At 70.9% G+C, this 19,003-nt stretch carries 13 protein-coding genes and 3 pseudogenes; 13 read left to right on the top strand and 3 right to left on the bottom strand.

Translation table 11 applies throughout. The features are described 5' to 3' along the window. Window positions 1-96: 96 nt before the first annotated feature. The 3 genes and pseudogenes from ABZ656_RS34660 to ABZ656_RS34670 all read left to right on the top strand — a co-directional run. Window positions 97-1,986 (top strand): annotated as a pseudogene (locus tag ABZ656_RS34660) (FAD-linked oxidase C-terminal domain-containing protein); the annotation flags it as partial. A 242-nt stretch (window positions 1,987-2,228) separates the two neighbouring features. After that, complete coding sequence (locus ABZ656_RS34665) at window positions 2,229-2,360, top strand: hypothetical protein (RefSeq protein WP_256258009.1); 132 nt, start codon at window positions 2,229-2,231, stop codon at window positions 2,358-2,360. Window positions 2,361-2,485: 125 nt separating this feature from the next. Then, window positions 2,486-4,726: an ABC transporter ATP-binding protein gene (locus tag ABZ656_RS34670; protein WP_360273310.1), complete on the top strand. Its 2,241-nt coding sequence runs from the start codon at window positions 2,486-2,488 to the stop codon at window positions 4,724-4,726. Window positions 4,727-4,828: 102 nt separating this feature from the next. On the opposite strand, the gene ABZ656_RS34675 is transcribed toward ABZ656_RS34670, so the two are convergent. After that, a complete protein-coding gene (locus ABZ656_RS34675; RefSeq protein WP_360273340.1) occupies window positions 4,829-6,484 on the bottom strand; it encodes an IS200/IS605 family accessory protein TnpB-related protein in 1,656 nt (551 codons plus the stop codon). Between the two features lie 215 nt (window positions 6,485-6,699). On the opposite strand from ABZ656_RS34675, the gene ABZ656_RS34680 reads away from it, so the two are divergent. The 3 genes from ABZ656_RS34680 (at window position 6,700) to ABZ656_RS34690 (ending at window position 8,420) form a co-directional block, all read left to right on the top strand. Beyond that, on the top strand, window positions 6,700-7,614 hold the full coding sequence (locus ABZ656_RS34680; protein ID WP_101404399.1) for an EamA family transporter: 915 nt from the start codon (window positions 6,700-6,702) through the stop codon (window positions 7,612-7,614). Between the two features lie 192 nt (window positions 7,615-7,806). Further along, a complete protein-coding gene (locus ABZ656_RS34685) occupies window positions 7,807-8,163 on the top strand; it encodes a DUF6247 family protein (protein ID WP_101404400.1) in 357 nt (118 codons plus the stop codon). Next, entirely contained in the window at window positions 8,160-8,420 is a 261-nt protein-coding gene (locus tag ABZ656_RS34690; RefSeq protein WP_360273313.1) for a hypothetical protein, read from the top strand. Before ABZ656_RS34685 ends, ABZ656_RS34690 begins: the two co-directional genes overlap by 4 nt. Before the next feature lie 73 nt (window positions 8,421-8,493). On the opposite strand, the pseudogene ABZ656_RS34695 reads toward ABZ656_RS34690, so the two are convergent. Both ABZ656_RS34695 and ABZ656_RS34700 read right to left on the bottom strand, forming a co-directional pair. Beyond that, window positions 8,494-8,769, bottom strand: a pseudogene (locus ABZ656_RS34695) (DUF397 domain-containing protein). A gap of 22 nt (window positions 8,770-8,791) precedes the next feature. Continuing rightward, window positions 8,792-9,136 (bottom strand): annotated as a pseudogene (locus tag ABZ656_RS34700) (helix-turn-helix transcriptional regulator); the annotation flags it as partial. 181 nt (window positions 9,137-9,317) lie between these two features. Between ABZ656_RS34700 and ABZ656_RS34705 the strand changes: the two are divergent. The 7 genes from ABZ656_RS34705 to ABZ656_RS34735 all read left to right on the top strand — a co-directional run bounded on the left by ABZ656_RS34705 (window position 9,318) and on the right by ABZ656_RS34735 (window position 18,919). Further along, window positions 9,318-10,112, top strand: coding sequence for a TIGR03084 family metal-binding protein (locus ABZ656_RS34705; RefSeq protein WP_360273316.1), 795 nt, complete (start codon window positions 9,318-9,320; stop codon window positions 10,110-10,112). Further along, window positions 10,109-11,806, top strand: a complete 1,698-nt coding sequence (locus ABZ656_RS34710; RefSeq protein WP_360273319.1) for an acyclic terpene utilization AtuA family protein — start codon at window positions 10,109-10,111, stop codon at window positions 11,804-11,806. Before ABZ656_RS34705 ends, ABZ656_RS34710 begins: the two co-directional genes overlap by 4 nt. Next, on the top strand, window positions 11,803-13,401 hold the full coding sequence (locus ABZ656_RS34715; protein ID WP_360273322.1) for a carboxyl transferase domain-containing protein: 1,599 nt from the start codon (window positions 11,803-11,805) through the stop codon (window positions 13,399-13,401). Before ABZ656_RS34710 ends, ABZ656_RS34715 begins: the two co-directional genes overlap by 4 nt. 46 nt (window positions 13,402-13,447) lie before the next feature. Then, entirely contained in the window at window positions 13,448-15,295 is a 1,848-nt protein-coding gene (locus tag ABZ656_RS34720) for a biotin carboxylase N-terminal domain-containing protein (protein WP_360273343.1), read from the top strand. Between the two features lie 109 nt (window positions 15,296-15,404). Next, the gene (locus ABZ656_RS34725) at window positions 15,405-16,538 is read left to right on the top strand and encodes an acyl-CoA dehydrogenase family protein (RefSeq protein WP_360273324.1); all 1,134 of its coding nucleotides are present in this window, start codon (window positions 15,405-15,407) and stop codon (window positions 16,536-16,538) included. A gap of 33 nt (window positions 16,539-16,571) precedes the next feature. After that, window positions 16,572-18,179 carry a 4-coumarate--CoA ligase family protein gene (locus ABZ656_RS34730; RefSeq protein WP_360273327.1) on the top strand — a complete coding sequence of 536 codons (1,608 nt, stop codon included), beginning with the start codon at window positions 16,572-16,574 and terminating at the stop codon, window positions 18,177-18,179. Continuing rightward, window positions 18,176-18,919, top strand: coding sequence for an enoyl-CoA hydratase family protein (locus ABZ656_RS34735; protein ID WP_101404409.1), 744 nt, complete (start codon window positions 18,176-18,178; stop codon window positions 18,917-18,919). The genes ABZ656_RS34730 and ABZ656_RS34735 overlap by 4 nt, the downstream gene beginning before the upstream one ends. The last annotated feature ends 84 nt before the right edge of the window (window positions 18,920-19,003 follow it).

The following is a 19,003-nucleotide window of genomic DNA, read 5'->3' on the forward strand; positions in this document are numbered from 1 at the left end:
CTTCGTCTATGGCGGCGAACACCGACGAGACCTGCTGACTGACGTCACCGAGCTGGACGGGCAGCCGGTCGCGCAGCGCGCCCCAGGCCTCGCGGGCCGGGCTGGGAGGACTGCGCGGTGCCGCCGGCCCGGCTCGGCGCGTATCTGCGCGACTTCCGGCACCTGCTGAGCGCCTACGGCCTGCGCGGCACCCCGTACGGGCACTTCGGCGACGGCTGCATCCACGTCCGCATCGACTTCGACCTGCTGACCAGTGCGGGCATCGGCCGCTTCCGCCGCTTCTCCGGGGAACTGGCCGAACTGGTGGTCTCCCACGGGGGCTCCCTCTCGGGCGAGCACGGGGACGGGCAGGCACGGGCCGAACTGCTGCCCAGGATGTACGGCACGGAGCTGGTCGGCCTCTTCGAGCGGGCCAAGGACCTCTGGGACCCGGACGACCTGCTCAACCCCGGCATGCTGGTGCGCCCGCACCGGCTGGACGAGAACCTGCGGTTCGCGGTGCTGCCGCGCGAGCCGGTGGACGTGGTGTTCGGATATCCGGCGGACGGCGGGGACTTCTCGGCCGCGGTGCGCAGATGCGTGGGGGTCGCCAAGTGCCGTACGACGGCCGCCGACGCGGGCGTCATGTGCCCGTCGTTCCGGGCGACGGGCGAGGAGGAGCACTCCACGCGGGGACGGGCCCGGCTGTTGCACGAGATGCTCGCCGGCGAGGTGGTCACCGACGGCTGGCGCTCGACCGAGGTCCGGGACGCGCTCGACCTGTGCCTGTCCTGCAAGGGCTGCCGGTCCGACTGCCCGGTGGGCGTCGACATGGCCACGTACAAGGCGGAGTTCCTGCACCACCACTACGAAGGCAGGAGGCGCCCCGCCGCGCACTACACGATGGGCCGGCTGCCGGTGTGGCTGCGCCTGGCCGACCGCACGAGAACGGCCCCGCTGCTCAACTCCCTCGCGTCCGTAGGGCCGTTCGCGGCGCTCGCCAAACGGCTCGGCGGGATCGCACCCGAGCGTGAGATCCCGCGCCTGGCGCCGGAGACGTTCAGCCGGTGGTGGGGGCGGCGGTTCAAGGAGCGGGTGCGGCGGATGATGCGCGAGGGGGTGTACGGCCCCGAGGCGGAACTCGACAGGTCCCCGAGGGAGGTGGCGTTCCTCTGGCCGGACACCTTCACCGAGCACCTGTCGCCCTCCGTGGGGCAGGCGGCCGTACGGGTGCTGGAGGCGGCCGGGGTGGACGTGATGCTCCCGCCGACCGTGGCGATGCGCAGGCGGACGCCGCGGGCCGGGGAGAGCGTGTCGCTCTCGCACCTCCCCTGGTCGGTGGGCGCGCGGGGCCACGTCTGCTGCGGACTGACGTACGTCTCCACGGGCCAACTCGACCGGGCCCGCGCGGTGATGCGCCGCACGCTCGACCTGATGGGCGTGTTCCTGGACCCGGACGTCCACCCGCGGCCACCCGCCGTCGTCGTCCTGGAACCGAGCTGCGCCGCCGCCCTGCGCACGGACCTCCCGGAGCTCCTCCACGACGACCCGCGCGCGGCGCGCCTCGCCTCGGCGGTGCTGACGTTCGCCGAGGCCCTGGAGCGTCTCGCCCCGGACTGGTCACCCCCGGACCTGGACCGTCCGGTGACCGGCCAGACCCACTGCCACCAGCACGCCGTCCTCGGCGACGCCGCCGACCGCCGGCTGCGCGAGGCGGCGGGCCTCAGCGGCTCCCTCGCGGGCGGCTGCTGCGGACTCGCGGGCAACTTCGGCTTCGAGAAGGGCCATTACGAGGTGTCGAAGACCTGCGCGGAGGAACAGCTGCTCCCGGCCGTGCGGGCCGCCACGCCCGACACCCTGCTTCTCGCGGACGGTTTCTCCTGCCGCACACAGCTGGAACAGCTGGCGGGGCGCAAGGGGCGCCATCTGGCGGAGGCGCTGGCCGAGGCGCTGGACCGAGGGGCGGACCGAGGGGCGGACCTGGAGGGCGACCAAGGGACGGACTGACGGCGTGGATAAGCAATACCCAGGTTTTTTGGGCAACTCTCAGGTTTCATAAGGGGATTCACAGTCGTCATGTGCTGCATTTTGCTGTGCCTTGGGGTGCGGGGCGTGTAGGTTCCTTCATGTCGGGCAGCAGGGAAAACCGAGGTGACGACCAAGAATTCCCGCCCGTTTCCATAGAGAATTCTCGCACCATCGCACTATTGCGCTCGCTATTGCGTAGCCAGAAACCTCAAGGAGTTGGCATGAGCTTCAAGAAGCTTGCCCCCCTGCCCCCCAAGCCCAAGTCGAAGCAGCTCCCGCCTCCGCCGGCGCCGAAGCCGCGCAAGAAGGCGCACAAGCCGCTCCCCAAGCCGTTCCCCAACGACGAACGCTGATCGGGCGGTAGCGGAGAGGCCGACGGTGCGCCGTCGGCCTCTCTCTTTTGGTGGGGCTGCCATAAACGATTCCGGCGGCGAACGGAAATTCCACGGCACGGCCTGCAATTTGATCGAGGAGGGCCATGACCCGGCAAAGGCAGAATCAGGAGTACGAGGAATACGCGGACGCGGACGACGAATACGAGGACGAGGACGAGGACGAACTCGACCACGACACGCCGACCATTCCCGCCCGTACCGCCTTCCGGCGCTTCTGGCCGCTGACCAAGGGGCTGCGGAGCTGGCTGCTGGCCATCTGGCTGTGCACGGTGCTCGCCGCACTCGCCGAGACCGCCGCGATCCTCCTCTTCGGCGATCTGACCGACCACGCCCTGCAACAGGGCTCACTGGCCGCGTTCTGGGCCCCGGCCGTCGAATGGCTGGCCGTCGCCGTGCTCGGCGCCGCCGTCGCCTACGCGGGCAACTCCCTCGCCACCTGGGTCACCGAGCGCTTCGTGATGCGGCTGCGCGAGCACGTCTTCGACCACGTACAGCAGTTGCCTCCGCACTTCTTCCAACGCCACCGCCAGGGCGATCTGTTGTCCCGGCTGACCAGCGACGTCGAGTCGATCGAGACGATGGTCGTGTCCGGGCTCGTGGGCGCGGCGTCGGCGGCGTTCAGCGCGCTGTTCTACGCGGCGGCCGCCTTCTGGCTGCGCTGGGACCTGGCCGCGGCGACCTTCGTGCTCGCACCCGTGTTCTGGCTGGCCGCCCGCCGCTTCTCCGGCTCCATCAAGTCCGTCTCGCGCGACGGCCGGGTCGCCGACGGCGCGATCACCTCCGTCGTCGAGGAGTCCCTCGGCAACATCGTCCTCACCCAGGCGTACGGCCGCCGCGACGCCGAGCGGCGGCGGCTGAACCAGGAGGCGAACGCCTGGTTCAGGGCCTCCGTGCGCTCCGGGCGCCTCAACGAGCTGTACGAGCAGCTCGTCCAGGTCATCGAGACGATCTGCGTGCTCGCGGTCATCGGCCTCGGCGTGTGGGAGATCTCCGGCGGCCGGATGACCCTCGGCCAGCTGCTCGCCTTCGCCGCGTTCCTCGGCTACCTCTACCCGCCCGTGCGCGGCCTGGCCCAGCTCGGTCTGACCATCGCCGCCGCCACCGCCGGTGCCGAACGGCTGATCGAGATTCTCGATGTGCGGCCCGCGGTCGCCGACCCGACGAGCTCGGCGGAGAGCCGGCTCGGCCGCCCCGACGGCGCCGTGGAGGTCCGCGACGCCACCTTCCGCTACCCCGGCGCGGAGAGCGACGCCCTGCGCGGTCTGTCCTTCACGGTCAGCCCCGGCGAGCTGGTGATCGTCACCGGCCCGAGCGGCGCGGGCAAGTCCACCGTGTCCAAGCTCCTCCTGCGCTTCTACGACCCGGACGCCGGCTCAGTCCTCCTCGACGGCGTCCCGGTGGGCGACTTCCCGCTGGCCCGGCTGCGCGAGTACGTCACGCTGCTGCCGCAGGAGACCCTCGTCCTGCACGACACCGTCCGCGCCAATATCGGCTGCGGGCGCCCCGGCGCGAGCGACGAGGCGCTCGTGGAGGCCGCGCGCGCTGCCGACGCGCACGACTTCATCATGAAGCTGCCCGACGGATACGACACCAAGATCGACCCCAACTCGGCCCGCCTCTCCGGCGGCCAGCTCCAACGGCTCGCCATCGCCCGCGCCATCCTGCGCGACGCCCCGGTCCTCGTCCTCGACGAACCGACGACCGGCCTGGACGCGATGGCAGCGCGCCGCGTGATCAAGCCGCTGCGGCGTCTGATGCAGGGCCGTACGACGATCATGATCACCCACGACCTCAACCTGGCGCCCGACGCCGACCGCATCCTCGTCGTCGACCGCGGCCGTGTGGTCGAAACCGGCCGCCACGACGAACTCCTGGCCCGCGGCGGCGCGTACGCCCGTCTGCACGGATCGCAGAACAACGCGCTGATGGACACCGGTGAGCTGCGGCTGCCGCTGTTCACGGAGGCGGAGGTTCCGGTGGGCGGCGCGGTGCCGGTGGGTATGCCGGTGGGGATGCCGGTGGGCATGCCGGTGGGCATGCCGGTGGGCATGCCGACGGGGATGCCGGTGGGGGCGCCGACCGGGGTGCCTGCGGGGGTGCCGGTGGATTACGCGGGGGGCTTCGTGGCGGAAGCGGCTCCGCAGTACGCGTACCACGGAGCCGCCGGGCGGTACGGGGCCGAGGGAGCCTGGTACCCCGGCGCGTTTCCCGACCCCCTCCCCGCCCCTCTCCCCGATCCCGATCCACTGCGGGACCCCCTTGACGGCTATCTGCCCGACGGTCGGCCCCTCTTCCGCGACGGGACACCCTGGACAGGCGCATAAGGGGTTCACGCGCCTGACTTGGTCCATTACTGTGGACTGAGAAGTGCACCTTGATGCACGACTTCTGAGTCGAGCCCCTGGAAGGCCCCGTGAACACCGTTTCTAGAGACTGAGCGGGAGTGAGTCCTGTTGCCAGATCTCATGCTCAGCCGCGTGTCCCGAACGGTGTTGGACACGCTGGTCCCCCGCATACGCGCCGTGTCCGGGCCCGGCGCATCGTGTGCGCGGTCCGGGAACACGGGGACGGGTTCCCTCACGCCCGAGGACGCCCGGTCGGGCCTGGCCGGTCCGATGCCCACGACGATCGCTCTGGTCGTCGTGGGGCGGTGCCGTCCGTCGCCGGATCGGGTGTCCCTGGGCGCGCCTGCCGATCGCGATGCTCGCCGCATCGTGTCGGCTGGTCTTGCGGGTGCTACTGGTCGTGGGGCGCCGCCAGTGTTGGGCGCCCCATGCGGAGGTGTAAGCGGGATCGACGGCGATGACCGCGATGCCGGTCGCGTCGGCCATCGAGGTGAGGCGGGCACGGAGCTTGCCGGTGGGCATGCCGGAGATCAGCTGCCTAAACCGCTTCTTGCGGCCGTGCTTCTCCCTTGTCTTCTCGGCGGTGAAGTCCAGATCCTCAACGGCGATGGCCTTCACACCGCACGTCCTGGCCCAGTTCAGCAGGCGAGACAGGGCGTGGCGGACCTGGGCGTCGCGGTGATCCGCGTTGCCGGTCAGGTCGTAGAAGAAGCGGCGTGGACTGCCAACGGGATTGCCGTGGTGGTCGAGGCGCCACGCGGCGAGGTGGTCGGCGTTGGTGTCCACCCCGATCACACCGTGCGCCAGGGCCGCCTCCAGCGGGATCGCAGGGGCGGCCGCGTACTGCCAGCAGGCGGTCAGGTACCAGCGGCCCCGCGCGACATCCAGGTGGATACGGTAGGCGACGGCCCGGTTGGCCTCCACGCGGTCGGCCCACTCCGGACCCCGGTGCGGGAAGGTGACTCGGGAAGCGAGGACGTACCGACGGTGCCCGGAGTTGGCGAGTTCCGCCAGCGGGGCAGGCAGCTTGATACTGATCTCACCGTCCGGCGTGACGCGGATGGTCTCGTTCCCGTACCGCTTCCCGGATTCCCCGTCAGCGGCGAGGAACCAGCGCTCCGCCTCCCACCGCTGCCGCCACTGTGCCTCGGTGAGCCCGGCCTCGGCCAGGTGGTGCCGGGCACTCGCCAACCGTTTGCCGCCTCGCACCGCGTGAACCCGTCCGGCCTGCCAGTCCTCAACGGCCGCCGTGTGCCGGTCCTCCAACACTGCGAGCCGACGCGACTTCGCGTGCCACTCCCTCGCGGACCGGTAGCCGCCCGCAGCATGCCGGGATCCCCTCTCGCCCACGGGCAGCGACAGGCGATGCCGGATCGCCCTGATCCCGGCCTCCAGGCTGTGAATGTGCGCCACGCGGCAACGCCGCGACAGCGCCCACTGATCGTGGCTGGCCTTGGTGACCGACCCGGCCCACCGGGACGAAGACAACGGCGTCAACTCCCGCTTCCGAGCGGCCCACGTGTCCGCGGAATGCTCCAGGCCGTCCGCGCACCGCGCCTTGAGATCCCGCGAGGCGAGCACGCCAAGGTGCGCGCCAACCAGCCGCAGCACCCTCTCGTCCTCGGCTGTGAGGTGTCTCAGCCGGTCACGCACCGCCACACCCGACGGGCCCGCGGCGACAAACGGCCCAGCCGGTACCCGCAGTCCCGAAACCGACCGCTCCCCGCTCCCGCGCACCACACTCACCCCCGACCGCCCTTTGATCCGCTTGTTGCACAGGTCAACGAGCCGCACCGAGAAAGGTCACCCGTTCCCACCTCGAACATCAGGACAGTCCATTGGTCGCAACCAAGCAGAGCGGGACACGCTCACCCATACGCACCCACACGCAGTGACACACAGAAAAGCAGGAGTCGTTGGATACCCTCAGCGCAGCCCCGGCCGCCCCGGCGATGGCGCCCGCGCCCGCCCCGGGCGAGGGCGCCCCGAACCGGTGGGGTGCCCTCGGCCCCGTGGGGCTGGTCCTGGCCGGAGGCGTCTCGGTGCAGTTCGGCGGCGCGCTGGCGGTCGCCCTCATGCCACGCGCGGGCGCGCTCGGGGTCGTCACCCTGCGCCTCCTGGTGGCCGCGATCGTGCTGATGGCCGTCTGCCGGCCCAAGGTGCGCGGGCACTCGCGGGCGGACTGGGGCACGGTCGTGATCTTCGGTCTCACCATGGCCGCGATGAACGGCCTCTTCTACCAGTCGGTCGCCCGTATCCCGCTGGGCCCCGCCGTCACCCTCGAGGTCTGCGGCCCGCTCGTCCTCTCGGTCATCACCTCCCGCCGCGCCCTGAACCTCCTCTGGGCGGGCCTCGCCCTCGGCGGCGTCTTCCTGCTCGGCGGCGGAGGCTTCGGCTCCCTCGACCCGGTCGGCGTCGCCTTCGCCCTGTCCGCGGGCGCGATGTGGGCGGCGTACATCGTCTTCAGCGCGCGTACGGGCCGGCGCTTTCCCCAGGCGGACGGGCTCGCGCTCGCCATGGTGGTCGCGGCGGCGGCGTTCCTGCCGCTGGGGATCGCCGAGTCCGGGACCCGGCTGATCAACCCGACGACCGTGGCCCTGGGCGGCGCGGTCGCCGTGATGTCCTCCGTGCTGCCGTACACGCTCGAACTGCTCGCGTTGCGCCGCCTGCCCGCCGCCACCTTCGCCATCCTGATGAGCCTGGAGCCCGCCGTCGCCGCGACCGCCGGCTTCCTCGTCCTGGACCAGGCCCTCTCCACCACCGAGGCCCTCGCGATCGCCCTGGTCATCGCCGCGAGCATGGGGGCGGTACGGACGCAGGTGGGGCGGGGCAGGGCGAAGGGGCTGGGCGTCGAGCGGACGTCTTGAGCTGATGCCTGGGCATATCGGAAACGAGTGAGCGGAAAGCGCAAACCGTTCCGCGAGGGATTGTGGTGAACGCTAGAGTCGGATTCATGCCCCGGGCCTCCAGCACCTCACGCCTCCGTCGGATGTGAGAGAGAGGGGAGAGGGTCAGTCCGCCAGCGGCATCGACGCGACGAAGGGAAGGACAGCGCGAGCGTGCAGCACGCCGAAGCGGCAGGTGACAGGCCGCTGATCCCCCGCCCGGAGCGCACTCCGGGAGCCCTCCGCGCTGCCTGCGCTGTCGTTGCTCCCCAGCTCCTGGCCGCCTATGACCAGGCCAAAGACCAGGCCCTGGCCGAGGCCGTGGAACACGGTTCCATCAAGCCCGTCCACGCGTACCTTGACCACTGGGCCGCGCTCATCGAGATCGAGCGACACCCGGAGGCGGCGAAGGCGTACCACCGCGCCGAATACCTTGCCCATCTGGCGACCGCGCTGGACGAAGCTCAAGAGCATCTGACCATGGCCAGCGGCATCTACCGTGACGCAGCCAAAGCGGTGCGCGACGCGTGACCTGGCAGTGGGAATACGTCCCGGACGAGGAGACGGTGGCGACCGGTGCTCCACCCGCGTTCATCGCCGAGGTGGAGAAGAAGGCGGACGAGCTTGTGAGAGCTGCCGAAGCCGTCCATCTCCATGGGGCCGCCTGTCAGGGAGCGGATGAGGGCGCCAAGCATGCGTTCGTGGACGGAGGCTTCTTCGTTTACATGATCACGCCACGAGCGGAACTTGTCTCCGTCTGGCAGATCACCATTGATCCCATCCTGTGAGGTCAGCAGCGCCTGTTGAGCGCCAGGCCCGCATTCCGTATCCGCCGGAACGCGGGCCGGACCCACTGGCGACCTAGACGAACGCGCCTCCGGCCGCCGCCACGAACGTGACGAAGGCCTCCGGCGTGAGGGTCAGGGTGCCGTGGCTCGGGTTCTTGGAGTCGCGGACGGCTATGTGGGGGGTGAGGTCGGCGACCTCGACACAATCACCGCCGGTGTCACCGCTGCAGGACGACTTACGCCAGGCGGCGGTGCCGAGGGGGGCGCACTCGACGCACTCGCCCCCGGTGTAGCCGCTGTACGACGACTTACGTCACGTCGCGCTGGTCAGGTCCCGGTTCGTTGCCATAACGCTCCTCCATCACGCGGGCGATCAGCCCGTACACCAGCTGCCTCTGATACGTGGAGACGTACGCCGCCTTCGCCTCCATCTCCGCATACGGCTGGAACCAATGCGGCAACTGACTCCGCGACACCAGCCCGGCCAACCGCGAAAAGAACCCGTCCGTCCCCAGCGCCGCATCCACCCGCTCGCTGAAATCCCTGGTGGGAACCTTCTTCGCCGTCTCGATCTGCCCGACCAGAGACCCCGTGCAAAAAATGCACGCACCCAACTCGCCCTGCCTGAGCCCCGCTTCCTCCCTCTTGCGGCGCAACTCCGCGCCGAAGTAGTCCAACGGCGAGGCGCTGGGATCGAGAGCGCGGATATGGACCATGGGGCGGTCACCTCGCGGTGGGAACGACATGCATGCGGTAGCCGAGAGTGGTCACGCGGATGCTCTCAGGTATGAGAATCAATAATGCAAGCATGCTTGCTTGTTTCCACACCCACTGTCATGCTCCAGAACGCACTCGGAAAGACCCCGCACACCGTCGTGCCCCGAGGGGAGCTCCATCGTGTCCGACCCGTCGTCAGTGATCGACGATCTGCACCGGGAGAGCGAAGAACTCGACCTGTTGGTAAGGGACTTGGCGGAAGAACGCTGGGCGCTCGCCACTCCCGCCGCCGGCTGGACCGTCGCTCACCAGATCGCCCACCTGGCCTGGACGGACCGTTCCGCCCTGCTCGCCGTGACGGACGCCGAGGCCTTCGCCAAGGAGGTCGAGAAGGCGATGGCCTCGCCCGGCGGATTCGTGGACGAGGGCGCGGAGGAGGGGGCCGGGCTGCCGCCCGCCACGCTGCTCGACGACTGGCGGGCGGGGCGAACGGCGCTGGAAGAGGCCCTCCGCGCGGCCCCCGCTGGCACCCGTTTCCCCTGGTACGGCCCGCCCATGTCGGTCGCCTCCATGGCCACCGGCCGTCTGATGGAGACCTGGGCCCACGGCCAGGACGTCGCGGACGCGCTGGGCGTGACGCGCACCCCCACCGACCGCCTCCGCCACGTCGCCCGCATCGGCGTACGGGCCCGGGACTTCGCCTTCCACGTACGGGGGCTCACCCCGCCCGCCGGCGAGTTCCGCGTCGAACTGCGTGGCCCCCAAGGCGAGTTGTGGACCTACGGGCCCGAAGAGGCCCCCCAGCGAGTCACCGGCCCCGCCCTGGACTTCTGTCTCCTGGTCACCCAACGGGCCCACCGCGACGACCTCGCCGTACGGGCGGACGGCCCCGACGCCGACCGCTGGCTGGACATCGCGCAGGCCTTCGCGGGGCCGCCGGGACAGGGGCGCGAGTCCAAGGGAGACGCCAAGTGACCGTCGCGCCCCTCCGCATAGGCAACGCCTCCGGCTTCTACGGCGACCGCTTCGACGCGATGCGCGAGATGCTCACCGGCGGGCCCCTGGACGTTCTCACCGGCGACTATCTCGCCGAACTGACCATGCTCATCCTCGGCCGCGACCGCCTCAAGAACCCCTCCGGCGGCTACGCCCGCACCTTCCTGAGCCAGTTGGAGGAATGTCTCGGCCTCGCACTCGAGCGGGGCGTGCGGATCGTGGCGAACGCGGGCGGCCTCAACCCCGCCGGACTCGCCGACGCCGTACGGCAGTTGTCGGACCGTCTCGGCATACCGGCGCGCGTCGCCCACGTCGAGGGCGACGACCTGACCGCCGGCCACCCCAGGAGCCTCGCCGCGCACGCCTACCTCGGCGGTGCCGGGATCGCCGCCTGTCTGCGCGAGGGAGCGGACATCGTGGTGACCGGGCGGGTCACGGACGCGGCGCTGGTCACCGGGCCCGCCGTCGCCCACTTCGGCTGGGCGCCGGACGCGTACGACCGCCTCGCCGGCGCCGTCGTCGCCGGTCACGTCCTGGAATGCGGCACCCAGGCCACCGGCGGCAACTACGCCTTCTTCACCGACCACGACCCGGCGCGACTTCGCCACCCCGGCTTCCCGCTCGCCGAACTCCACGAGGACGGCACCAGCGTCATCACCAAACACGACGGCACCGGCGGCCTCGTGGACATCGGCACGGTCACCGCGCAACTCCTGTACGAGACCTCCGGCGCCCGGTACGCGGGCCCCGACGGCACCGCCCGCCTCGACTCGGTCCGCCTCACCCAGGAGGCCCCCGACCGCGTCCGCATCTCCGGTGTACGCGGCGAGGCCCCGCCCCCCACCCTCAAGGTCGGCCTCAACCGCCTCGGCGGCTACCGCAACGAAGTCGTCTTCGTCCTCACCGGCCTCGGCATCGAGGCGAAGGCCGCCCTCGTCCGGGACCAGATGGAAGCCGCGCTGGATGCCGCGAAGTCCCGCCCCTCCGAGGTCCGCTGGGACCTCGCCCGCACCGACCACCCCGACGCCCCCACGGAGGAGACCGCGAGCGCCCTCCTGCGCCTCGTCGTACGCGACCGGGACCAGGACGCGGTGGGCCGCACCCTCAGCGGCGCCGCCATCGAACTCGCGCTGGCGAGCTACCCCGGCTTCCATGTGATCGCGCCGCCGGGAAAGGGCTCCCCGTACGGGGTCTTCGAGGACGTGTACGTCCCCCAAGACTCCGTGGAGCACGTGGCGGTCCTCCATGACGGGCGCCGGGTGCAGGTCGCTCCGGCCATCGACACCCTCGTACTCGAACCCGCGCCCGCGCCCGCCCTGCCCGAACCGCTCCCTCCGGGGCCGACGAGACGCGCTCCTCTTGGCGTGGTCGCGGGTGCGCGCAGCGGGGACAAGGGCGGGAACGCGAATGTCGGGGTGTGGGTGCGATCGGATGACGCGTGGCGCTGGTTGGTTCATCAGCTGACAGCTGACAGATTTCAGAATCTGATAACTGAAAGCTGTCATCTGAAAGTTGTCCGTCACACTCTGCCGAACCTCCGCGCCCTCAACTTCGTCGTCGAAGGAATCCTCGGCGAAGGCGTCGCCTCCCAGCACCGCTTCGACCCCCAGGCCAAGGCCCTGGGCGAATGGCTCCGCTCCCGCCACCTCGACATCCCGGAGGCCCTGCTGTGACGGTCCTGGCGTCCGCCCTGGACACCGCCGCCCCCGACTACACCGCCCACCGCGAGACGATGCTCGCCAAGCTCGCCGAGCTGGACGCCGAGCACGCCAAGGCGCTCGCGGGCGGCGGCGAGAAGTACGTGGCCCGGCACCGCAAGCGCGGCAAGCTGCTCGCCCGTGAACGCATCGAGCTGCTGCTCGACCCCGACACACCGTTCCTGGAGCTGTCGCCGCTCGCGGCCTGGGGGGGCGAGTACGCGGTCGGCGCGTCGCTGGTGACCGGGATCGGGGTCGTCGAGGGCGTGGAGTGCCTGATCACCGCGAACGACCCGACCGTGCGGGGCGGCGCCAGCAACCCCTGGAGCCTGAAGAAGGCCCTGCGGGCCAACGACATCGCCCTCGCCAACCGGCTGCCCTGCATCAGCCTGGTGGAGTCGGGCGGCGCCGATCTGCCGTCGCAGAAGGAGATCTTCATCCCCGGGGGAGCGATTTTCCGCGACCTCACCAGGTTGTCGGCGGCGGGGATCCCGACCGTCGCCGTCGTCTTCGGGAACTCCACCGCCGGAGGCGCGTACATCCCCGGCATGTCCGACCACGTGATCATGGTCAAGGAGCGGGCGAAGGTCTTCCTGGGCGGGCCGCCGCTGGTGAAGATGGCGACCGGCGAGGAGAGCGACGACGAGTCCCTGGGCGGCGCCGAGATGCACGCGCGCGTGTCGGGTCTCGCGGACTACTTCGCCGTAGACGAACAGGACGCCCTCCGTCAGGCCAGGCGCGTGGTCGCCCGGCTCAACCACCGCAAGGCGTTCGGCGATCCCGGTCCGGCCGCGCCCCCCAAGTACGACGAGGACGAGCTCCTGGGGATCGTTCCCGGCGACCTCCGACACCCCTTCGACCCGCGCGAGGTCATCGCCCGCGTTGTCGACGGCTCCGACTTCGACGAGTTCAAGCCCCTCTACGGGACGAGCCTCACGACCGGCTGGGCAACCCTCCACGGCTATCCCGTCGGTATCCTGGCCAACGCCCAGGGAGTGCTGTTCAGCGCCGAGTCCCAGAAGGCCGCCCAGTTCATCCAGCTCGCCAACCAGCGCGACATCCCCCTTCTCTTCCTGCACAACACCACCGGCTACATGGTCGGCAAGGAGTACGAGCAGGGCGGGATCATCAAGCACGGCGCGATGATGATCAACGCCGTCTCCAATTCGAAGGTCCCCCACCTGTCCGTCCTCATGGGGGCCTCCTACGGAGCCGGTCACTACGGCATGTGCGGGCGTGCCTACGACCCGCGCTTCCTGTTCGCCTGGCCCAGCGCCAAGTCCGCCGTCATGGGCCCCCAGCAGCTCGCGGGCGTCCTCTCGATCGTCGCCCGGCAGTCGGCCGCGGCCAAGGGACAGCCCTACGACGAGGACGCCGACGCGGCCCTGCGCGCCATGGTGGAGCAGCAGATCGAGTCGGAGTCCCTGCCGATGTTCCTGTCCGGGCGGCTGTACGACGACGGGGTCATCGACCCCCGCGACACCCGCACCGTCCTCGGCCTGTGCCTGTCCGCGATCCACACGGCCCCCTATGAGGGTGCGCGCGGTGGCTTCGGCGTCTTCCGGATGTGAGGTCTCCCCAGTGACCAGCCCAACGACCAGCCCAGCGATCGGCCGAGTGATCGGCTCCGTCCTCGTGGCCAACCGGGGCGAGATCGCCTGCCGGGTCTTCCGCACGTGCCGTGAGGCGGGGATCCGGACGGTCGCCGTGTACTCGGACGCCGACGAGAACGCCCTCCACACGCGTGTGGCCGACGAGGCGGTACGGCTGCCGGGGGCGGCGCCCTCGGACACGTATCTGCGCGGCGATCTGATCGTGAAGGCGGCCCTGAGCGCCGGCGTGGACGCCGTGCACCCCGGGTACGGCTTCCTCTCCGAGAACGCCGACTTCGCGCGGTCCGTCCTCGACGCGGGCCTCGTCTGGATCGGGCCGCCGCCCGAGGCCATCGAGGCGATGGCCTCCAAGACGCGCGCCAAGAAACTGATGGGGCTCGAACCGCTGGAGACGGTCACCGCCGTTGATCTCCCGGTGCTCGTCAAGGCGGCCGCGGGCGGCGGCGGACGCGGCATGCGCGTCGTACGTGAACTCGACGCCCTCGACGCCGAGCTGAGCGCCGCCCGCGCCGAGGCCCTCAGCGCCTTCGGAGACGGCGAGGTCTTCGTCGAGCCCTACGTAGAGGGCGGTCGGCATGTGGAAGTGCAGATCCTCGCCGACACGCACGGCACGGTCTGGACGCTCGGCACCCGCGACTGCTCCCTCCAGCGCCGCCACCAGAAGGTCGTCGAGGAGGCCCCGGCCCCCGGTCTCGGAGACCTGACGGAAACCCTCTACGACCTGTCCGTGCGGGCCGCCCGAGCCGTCGACTACGTGGGCGCGGGAACGGTCGAGTTCCTGGTCGCCGACGGCAAGGCCCACTTCCTGGAGATGAACACCCGACTCCAGGTCGAACACCCGGTGACGGAGGCGGTCTTCGGCGTCGATCTCGTCGCGCTCCAGATCCAGGTGGCGGAGGGCGCGGCGCTCGCGGACGACCCGCCACGCGCGCGTGGGCATGCGATCGAGGCCCGCCTGTACGCCGAGGACCCGGCGCGGGCCTGGGCGCCGCAGACCGGCACCCTGCACCGCCTCGCCGTCCCGGAGGGCGTCCGCCTGGACACCGGTTACACCGACGGCGACCCGATCGGCGTCCACTACGACCCGATGCTGGCGAAGGTGATCGCGTACGCGCCCACGCGCGCGCAGGCCCTGCGCAAGCTGTCGGGTTCCCTGGAGCGGGCCGACGTCCACGGCCCGGCGACCAACAGGGATCTGCTCGTACGCTCCTTGCGGCACCCGGAGTTCGCCGAGGCGCGCATGGACACCGGGTTCTACGAGCGCCACCTCGCCGCCCTCACGACGCCGGCCCCGGACCCCCACGCGCCCCTGGCGGCGGCCCTGGCGGACGCGCGGGGCCACTCCCGCTCCCGGTTCGGCGGCTGGCGCAACCTCCCCTCGCAGCCCCAGGTCAAGCGCTACGACCTGGCCGGCACCGAGTACGAGGTGCGCTACCGGCACACCCGTGAGGGCCTCACGGCCGACGGGGTGCGCGTGGTGCACGCCGACGCCCGTCTCGTCGTACTCGAAGTGGACGGCGTACGGCGGAAGTTCGAGGTGACGCGGTACGGCGACCAGGTGTTCGTGAACGCCACCGCCCTCACCGCCCTGCCCCGCTTCCCCGACCCCACCGCCCAGCAGGCCCCCGGCTCCCTCCTGGCCCCCATGCCCGGAACCGTCGTCCGCGTCGCCGAGGGACTGGCCACGGGAGCCGCCGTACGGGCCGGAGAGCCCCTCCTGTGGCTGGAGGCGATGAAGATGGAACACAAGATCTCCGCGCCGACGGCAGGCACGCTCACGGCCCTCCACGCCACCCCCGGCCAACAGGTCGAGGTCGGAACCCTGCTGGCGGTTGTAGATCCAACTCCGTGAGAAGAGCGCCCCGAAGAGGGGCGCGGGGCTGTCACATCATGCGGCTCCGCCGCGTGGGCGCGACCAGCCACGAACAACCCGCATCGTGAAGACGGACCCAGGAGCCCCCATGAGCCCCGCAACAGAGACCGAAGAACACAAGGCCCTCCGATCCGCCGTGGCCGCCCTCGGCAAACGCCACGGCCGCGACTACGACATCAACGCCCTCTGGTCCGAGGCGGCCAAGCTCGGCTACCTCGGCGTCAACCTGCCGGAGGCGTACGGTGGCGGGGGCGGCGGCATAGCCGAACTCTCCATCGTCCTGGAAGAACTCGGCGCCGCGGGCTGCCCGCTCCTGATGATGGTCGTGTCGCCGGCGATCTGCGGCACGGTGATCGCCCGCTTCGGCACGGACGCCCAGAAGCAGGAGTGGCTCCCGGCCCTGGCCGACGGCACCCGCGCCATGGCCTTCGGCATCACCGAACCCGACGCGGGTTCCAACTCGCACCGCATCACCACCACCGCCCGCCGGGACGGCGCCGACTGGCTGCTCAGCGGTCGCAAGGTGTTCATCTCCGGCGTCGACATCGCGGACGCCACCCTCATCGTGGGACGCACGGAGGACGCGCGGACGGGCCGCCTCAAGCCCTGTCTGTTCATCGTCCCGCGCGACGCCGACGGCTTCGGGCGGCGCCGGATCGACATGGAACTCCACAGCGCGGAGAAGCAGTTCGAGCTGACCCTCGACGACGTGCGGCTGCCCGCCGACGCGCTCGTCGGCGACGAGGACGCGGGCCTGCTGCAGCTCTTCGCGGGACTCAACCCCGAGCGCGTGATGACGGCCGCGTTCGCGATCGGCATGGGCCGCTACGCGCTCTCCAGGGCCGTCGAGTACGCCCGCGAGCGCACCGTCTGGAAGCAGCCCATCGGCGCCCACCAGGCCGTCGCCCACCCTCTCGCACAGGCCCACATCGACCTCGAACTCGCCCGCCTGATGATGCAGAAGGCGGCGTACCTGTACGACTCCGGGGACGACGCCGCCGCAGGTGAGGCCGCCAACATGGCCAAGTACGCGGCGGGCGAGGCCTGTGTGAGGGCCGTCGACCAGTCCGTGCACACCCTCGGCGGCAACGGCCTCACCCGAGAATTCGGCCTCGCCTCGTTGATAACGGCCTCGCGCGTGGCTCGTATTGCTCCGGTGAGCCGGGAGATGATTCTCAACTACGTCTCCCACCAGACCCTGGGCCTGCCCAAGTCGTACTAGCCCGCCGCTCCACGAGCCGCTCCAGGAGGAACCGTGTTCCGCAGCGAGTACGCCGAAGTCCCGGCCGTAGAGGAACCCATTCACGAGGCGGTCCTCGGCCGCGCCGCCGAGCGCAGCGACACGCCCGCGCTGATCGACGGAGTCGACGGCACCACGCTCACCTATGGGCAACTGGACCGGTTCCACCGGCGGCTGGCCGCCGCGTTCGCCGACGCGGGCGTCCGCAAGGGCGACGTCCTCGCCCTGCACAGCCCGAACACCATCGCCTTCCCGACGGCGTTCTACGCCGCCACGCGCGCGGGGGCGTCGGTCACGACCGTGCACCCGCTCGCCACGCCCGAGGAGTTCGCCAAACAGCTGCGGGACAGCGCCGCGAACTGGATCGTGACCGTGTCGCCCCTCCTGGAGGCCGCGCGGCAGGCCGCCGAGCTCGCCGGCGGAGTGCGGGAGATCTTCGTCTGCGACAGCGCGCCGGGGCATCGCTCGCTGATCGATCTGCTCGGTTCGACCGCGCCCGAACCGGAGATCGACATCGACCCGGTCACGGACGTCGCGGCCCTGCCGTACTCCTCCGGGACGACCGGCACACCCAAGGGGGTGATGCTCACCCACCGGTCCATCGCCACCAATCTGGCGCAGCTGGTGCCCTTCTTGCCGATGGGCGAGGGCGAGCGCATCCTCGCGGTGCTGCCCTTCTTCCACATCTACGGGCTGACGGCCCTGATGAACGCACCCCTCAGGCAGGGCGCCACCGTCGTCGTACTGCCCCGCTTCGACCTCGACACCTTCCTCGCGGCCATAGAGAAGCACCGCATCAGCGGCTTGTTCGTGGCGCCGCCGATCGTGCTGGCCCTGGCCAAGCACCCGGCCGTCGCGCGCTACGACCTGTCGTCCCTGAAGTACATCATTTCCTCCGCCGCGCCCCTGGACGCCAAGCTCGCGCTGGCCTGCGCCGAGCGGCTCGGGCTGCCGCCCATCGGCCAGGGCTACGGGATGACGGAACTGTCTCCCTGCACGCACCTGGTCCCCCTGGACGCCGCCCAGGACGCGCCCCCGGGAACGGTCGGCAGGCTCGTCGCGGGCACCGAGATGCGCATCGTCTCCCTCGACGACCCCGACAAGGACCTGGGAGTCGGGGAGGCGGGCGAGATCGTCATCCGCGGTCCCCAGGTCATGAAGGGCTATCTGGGGCAGCCCGACGCCACCGCCGCGATGATCGACCCGGACGGCTGGCTGCACACCGGAGACGTCGGTCACGTGGACACCGAGGGCTGGCTGTTCGTGGTCGACCGCGTCAAGGAGCTCATCAAGTACAAGGGCTTCCAGGTCGCGCCCGCCGAACTGGAGGCCCTGCTCCTCACCCACCCCGGCATCGCGGACGCCGCGGTCATCGGGGTCTACAACGAGGACAACAACGAAGTCCCGCACGCCTTTGTGGTGCGCCGGCCGTCCGGGGCCGGCCCTGCCGGTCCGGCGGCGGACCTCTCCGACGTCACCGGCCTCTCCGAAGGAGAGGTGATGATGTACGTCGCCGAGCGCGTCGCCCCGTACAAGAGGGTCCGCGGCGTCACCTTCATCGACGCCGTCCCACGTGCGGCCTCCGGAAAGATCCTGCGCCGGGAACTGCGAGGCCTGTCATGACCGTTGAACCGGTTGTCCGCGTGGCGCACGACCGCGCCGTCACCACGCTCACCCTCGACGCGCCCGCCAACCGCAACGCCCTCTCCGCCGCCCTAGTGGGCGAGCTCGCGGACGGGCTCACCCGGTGCGGCAAGGACCGTGACGTCCGCGCCGTAGTCCTCGCCCACACGGGCAACACGTTCTGCGCGGGCGCCGACCTGCGCGACCCCCCGCACCCGGACGCGCTCGTCGCCCTGCTGCGGCAGATCGTCGAGCTGCACAAGCCCGTGGTGGCCCGGGTGACGGGCCATGTGCGGGCGGGCGGACTGGGACTCCTCGGAGCCTGCGATCTGGCGATCGCCTCCAAGGAGGCCACGTTCGCCTTCACGGAGGTACGCATCGGCGTCGCGCCCGCCGTGATCTCCCTTCCCCTGCTGCCCCGGACGGACCCCCGCGCCCTTGCCCGCTACTACCTCACGGGCGAACGTTTCGACGCGGCGGAGGCAGTACGGACGGGCATCCTGACGGCGACCGGCGACGACGTCGACGTCACCCTGGAACCCGTCCTGGACGGCCTGCGCCGCGCCTCCCCCCAAGGCCTGGCCGAGACGAAACGGCTGCTCACGGCTAGGGTGCTGGAGGCCTTCGACCGGGACGCGGGCGCCCTGACCGCGCTCTCGGCCGAACTGTTCTCCTCCGCGCAAGCCCGCGAGGGGATGACGGCCTTCCTCGAACGACGGGATCCCGCATGGGTGGTGTGAGCACGACGGAAGCCGCGGAGCGCGCGGAGCCCACGGACGCGTCGACGGACGCCACGGACGCGTCGACGGACGCGACAGAGCCTG

Source organism: Streptomyces sp. NPDC007095 (assembly GCF_040634475.1).
Classification (GTDB): Bacteria; Actinomycetota; Actinomycetes; order Streptomycetales; family Streptomycetaceae; genus Streptomyces.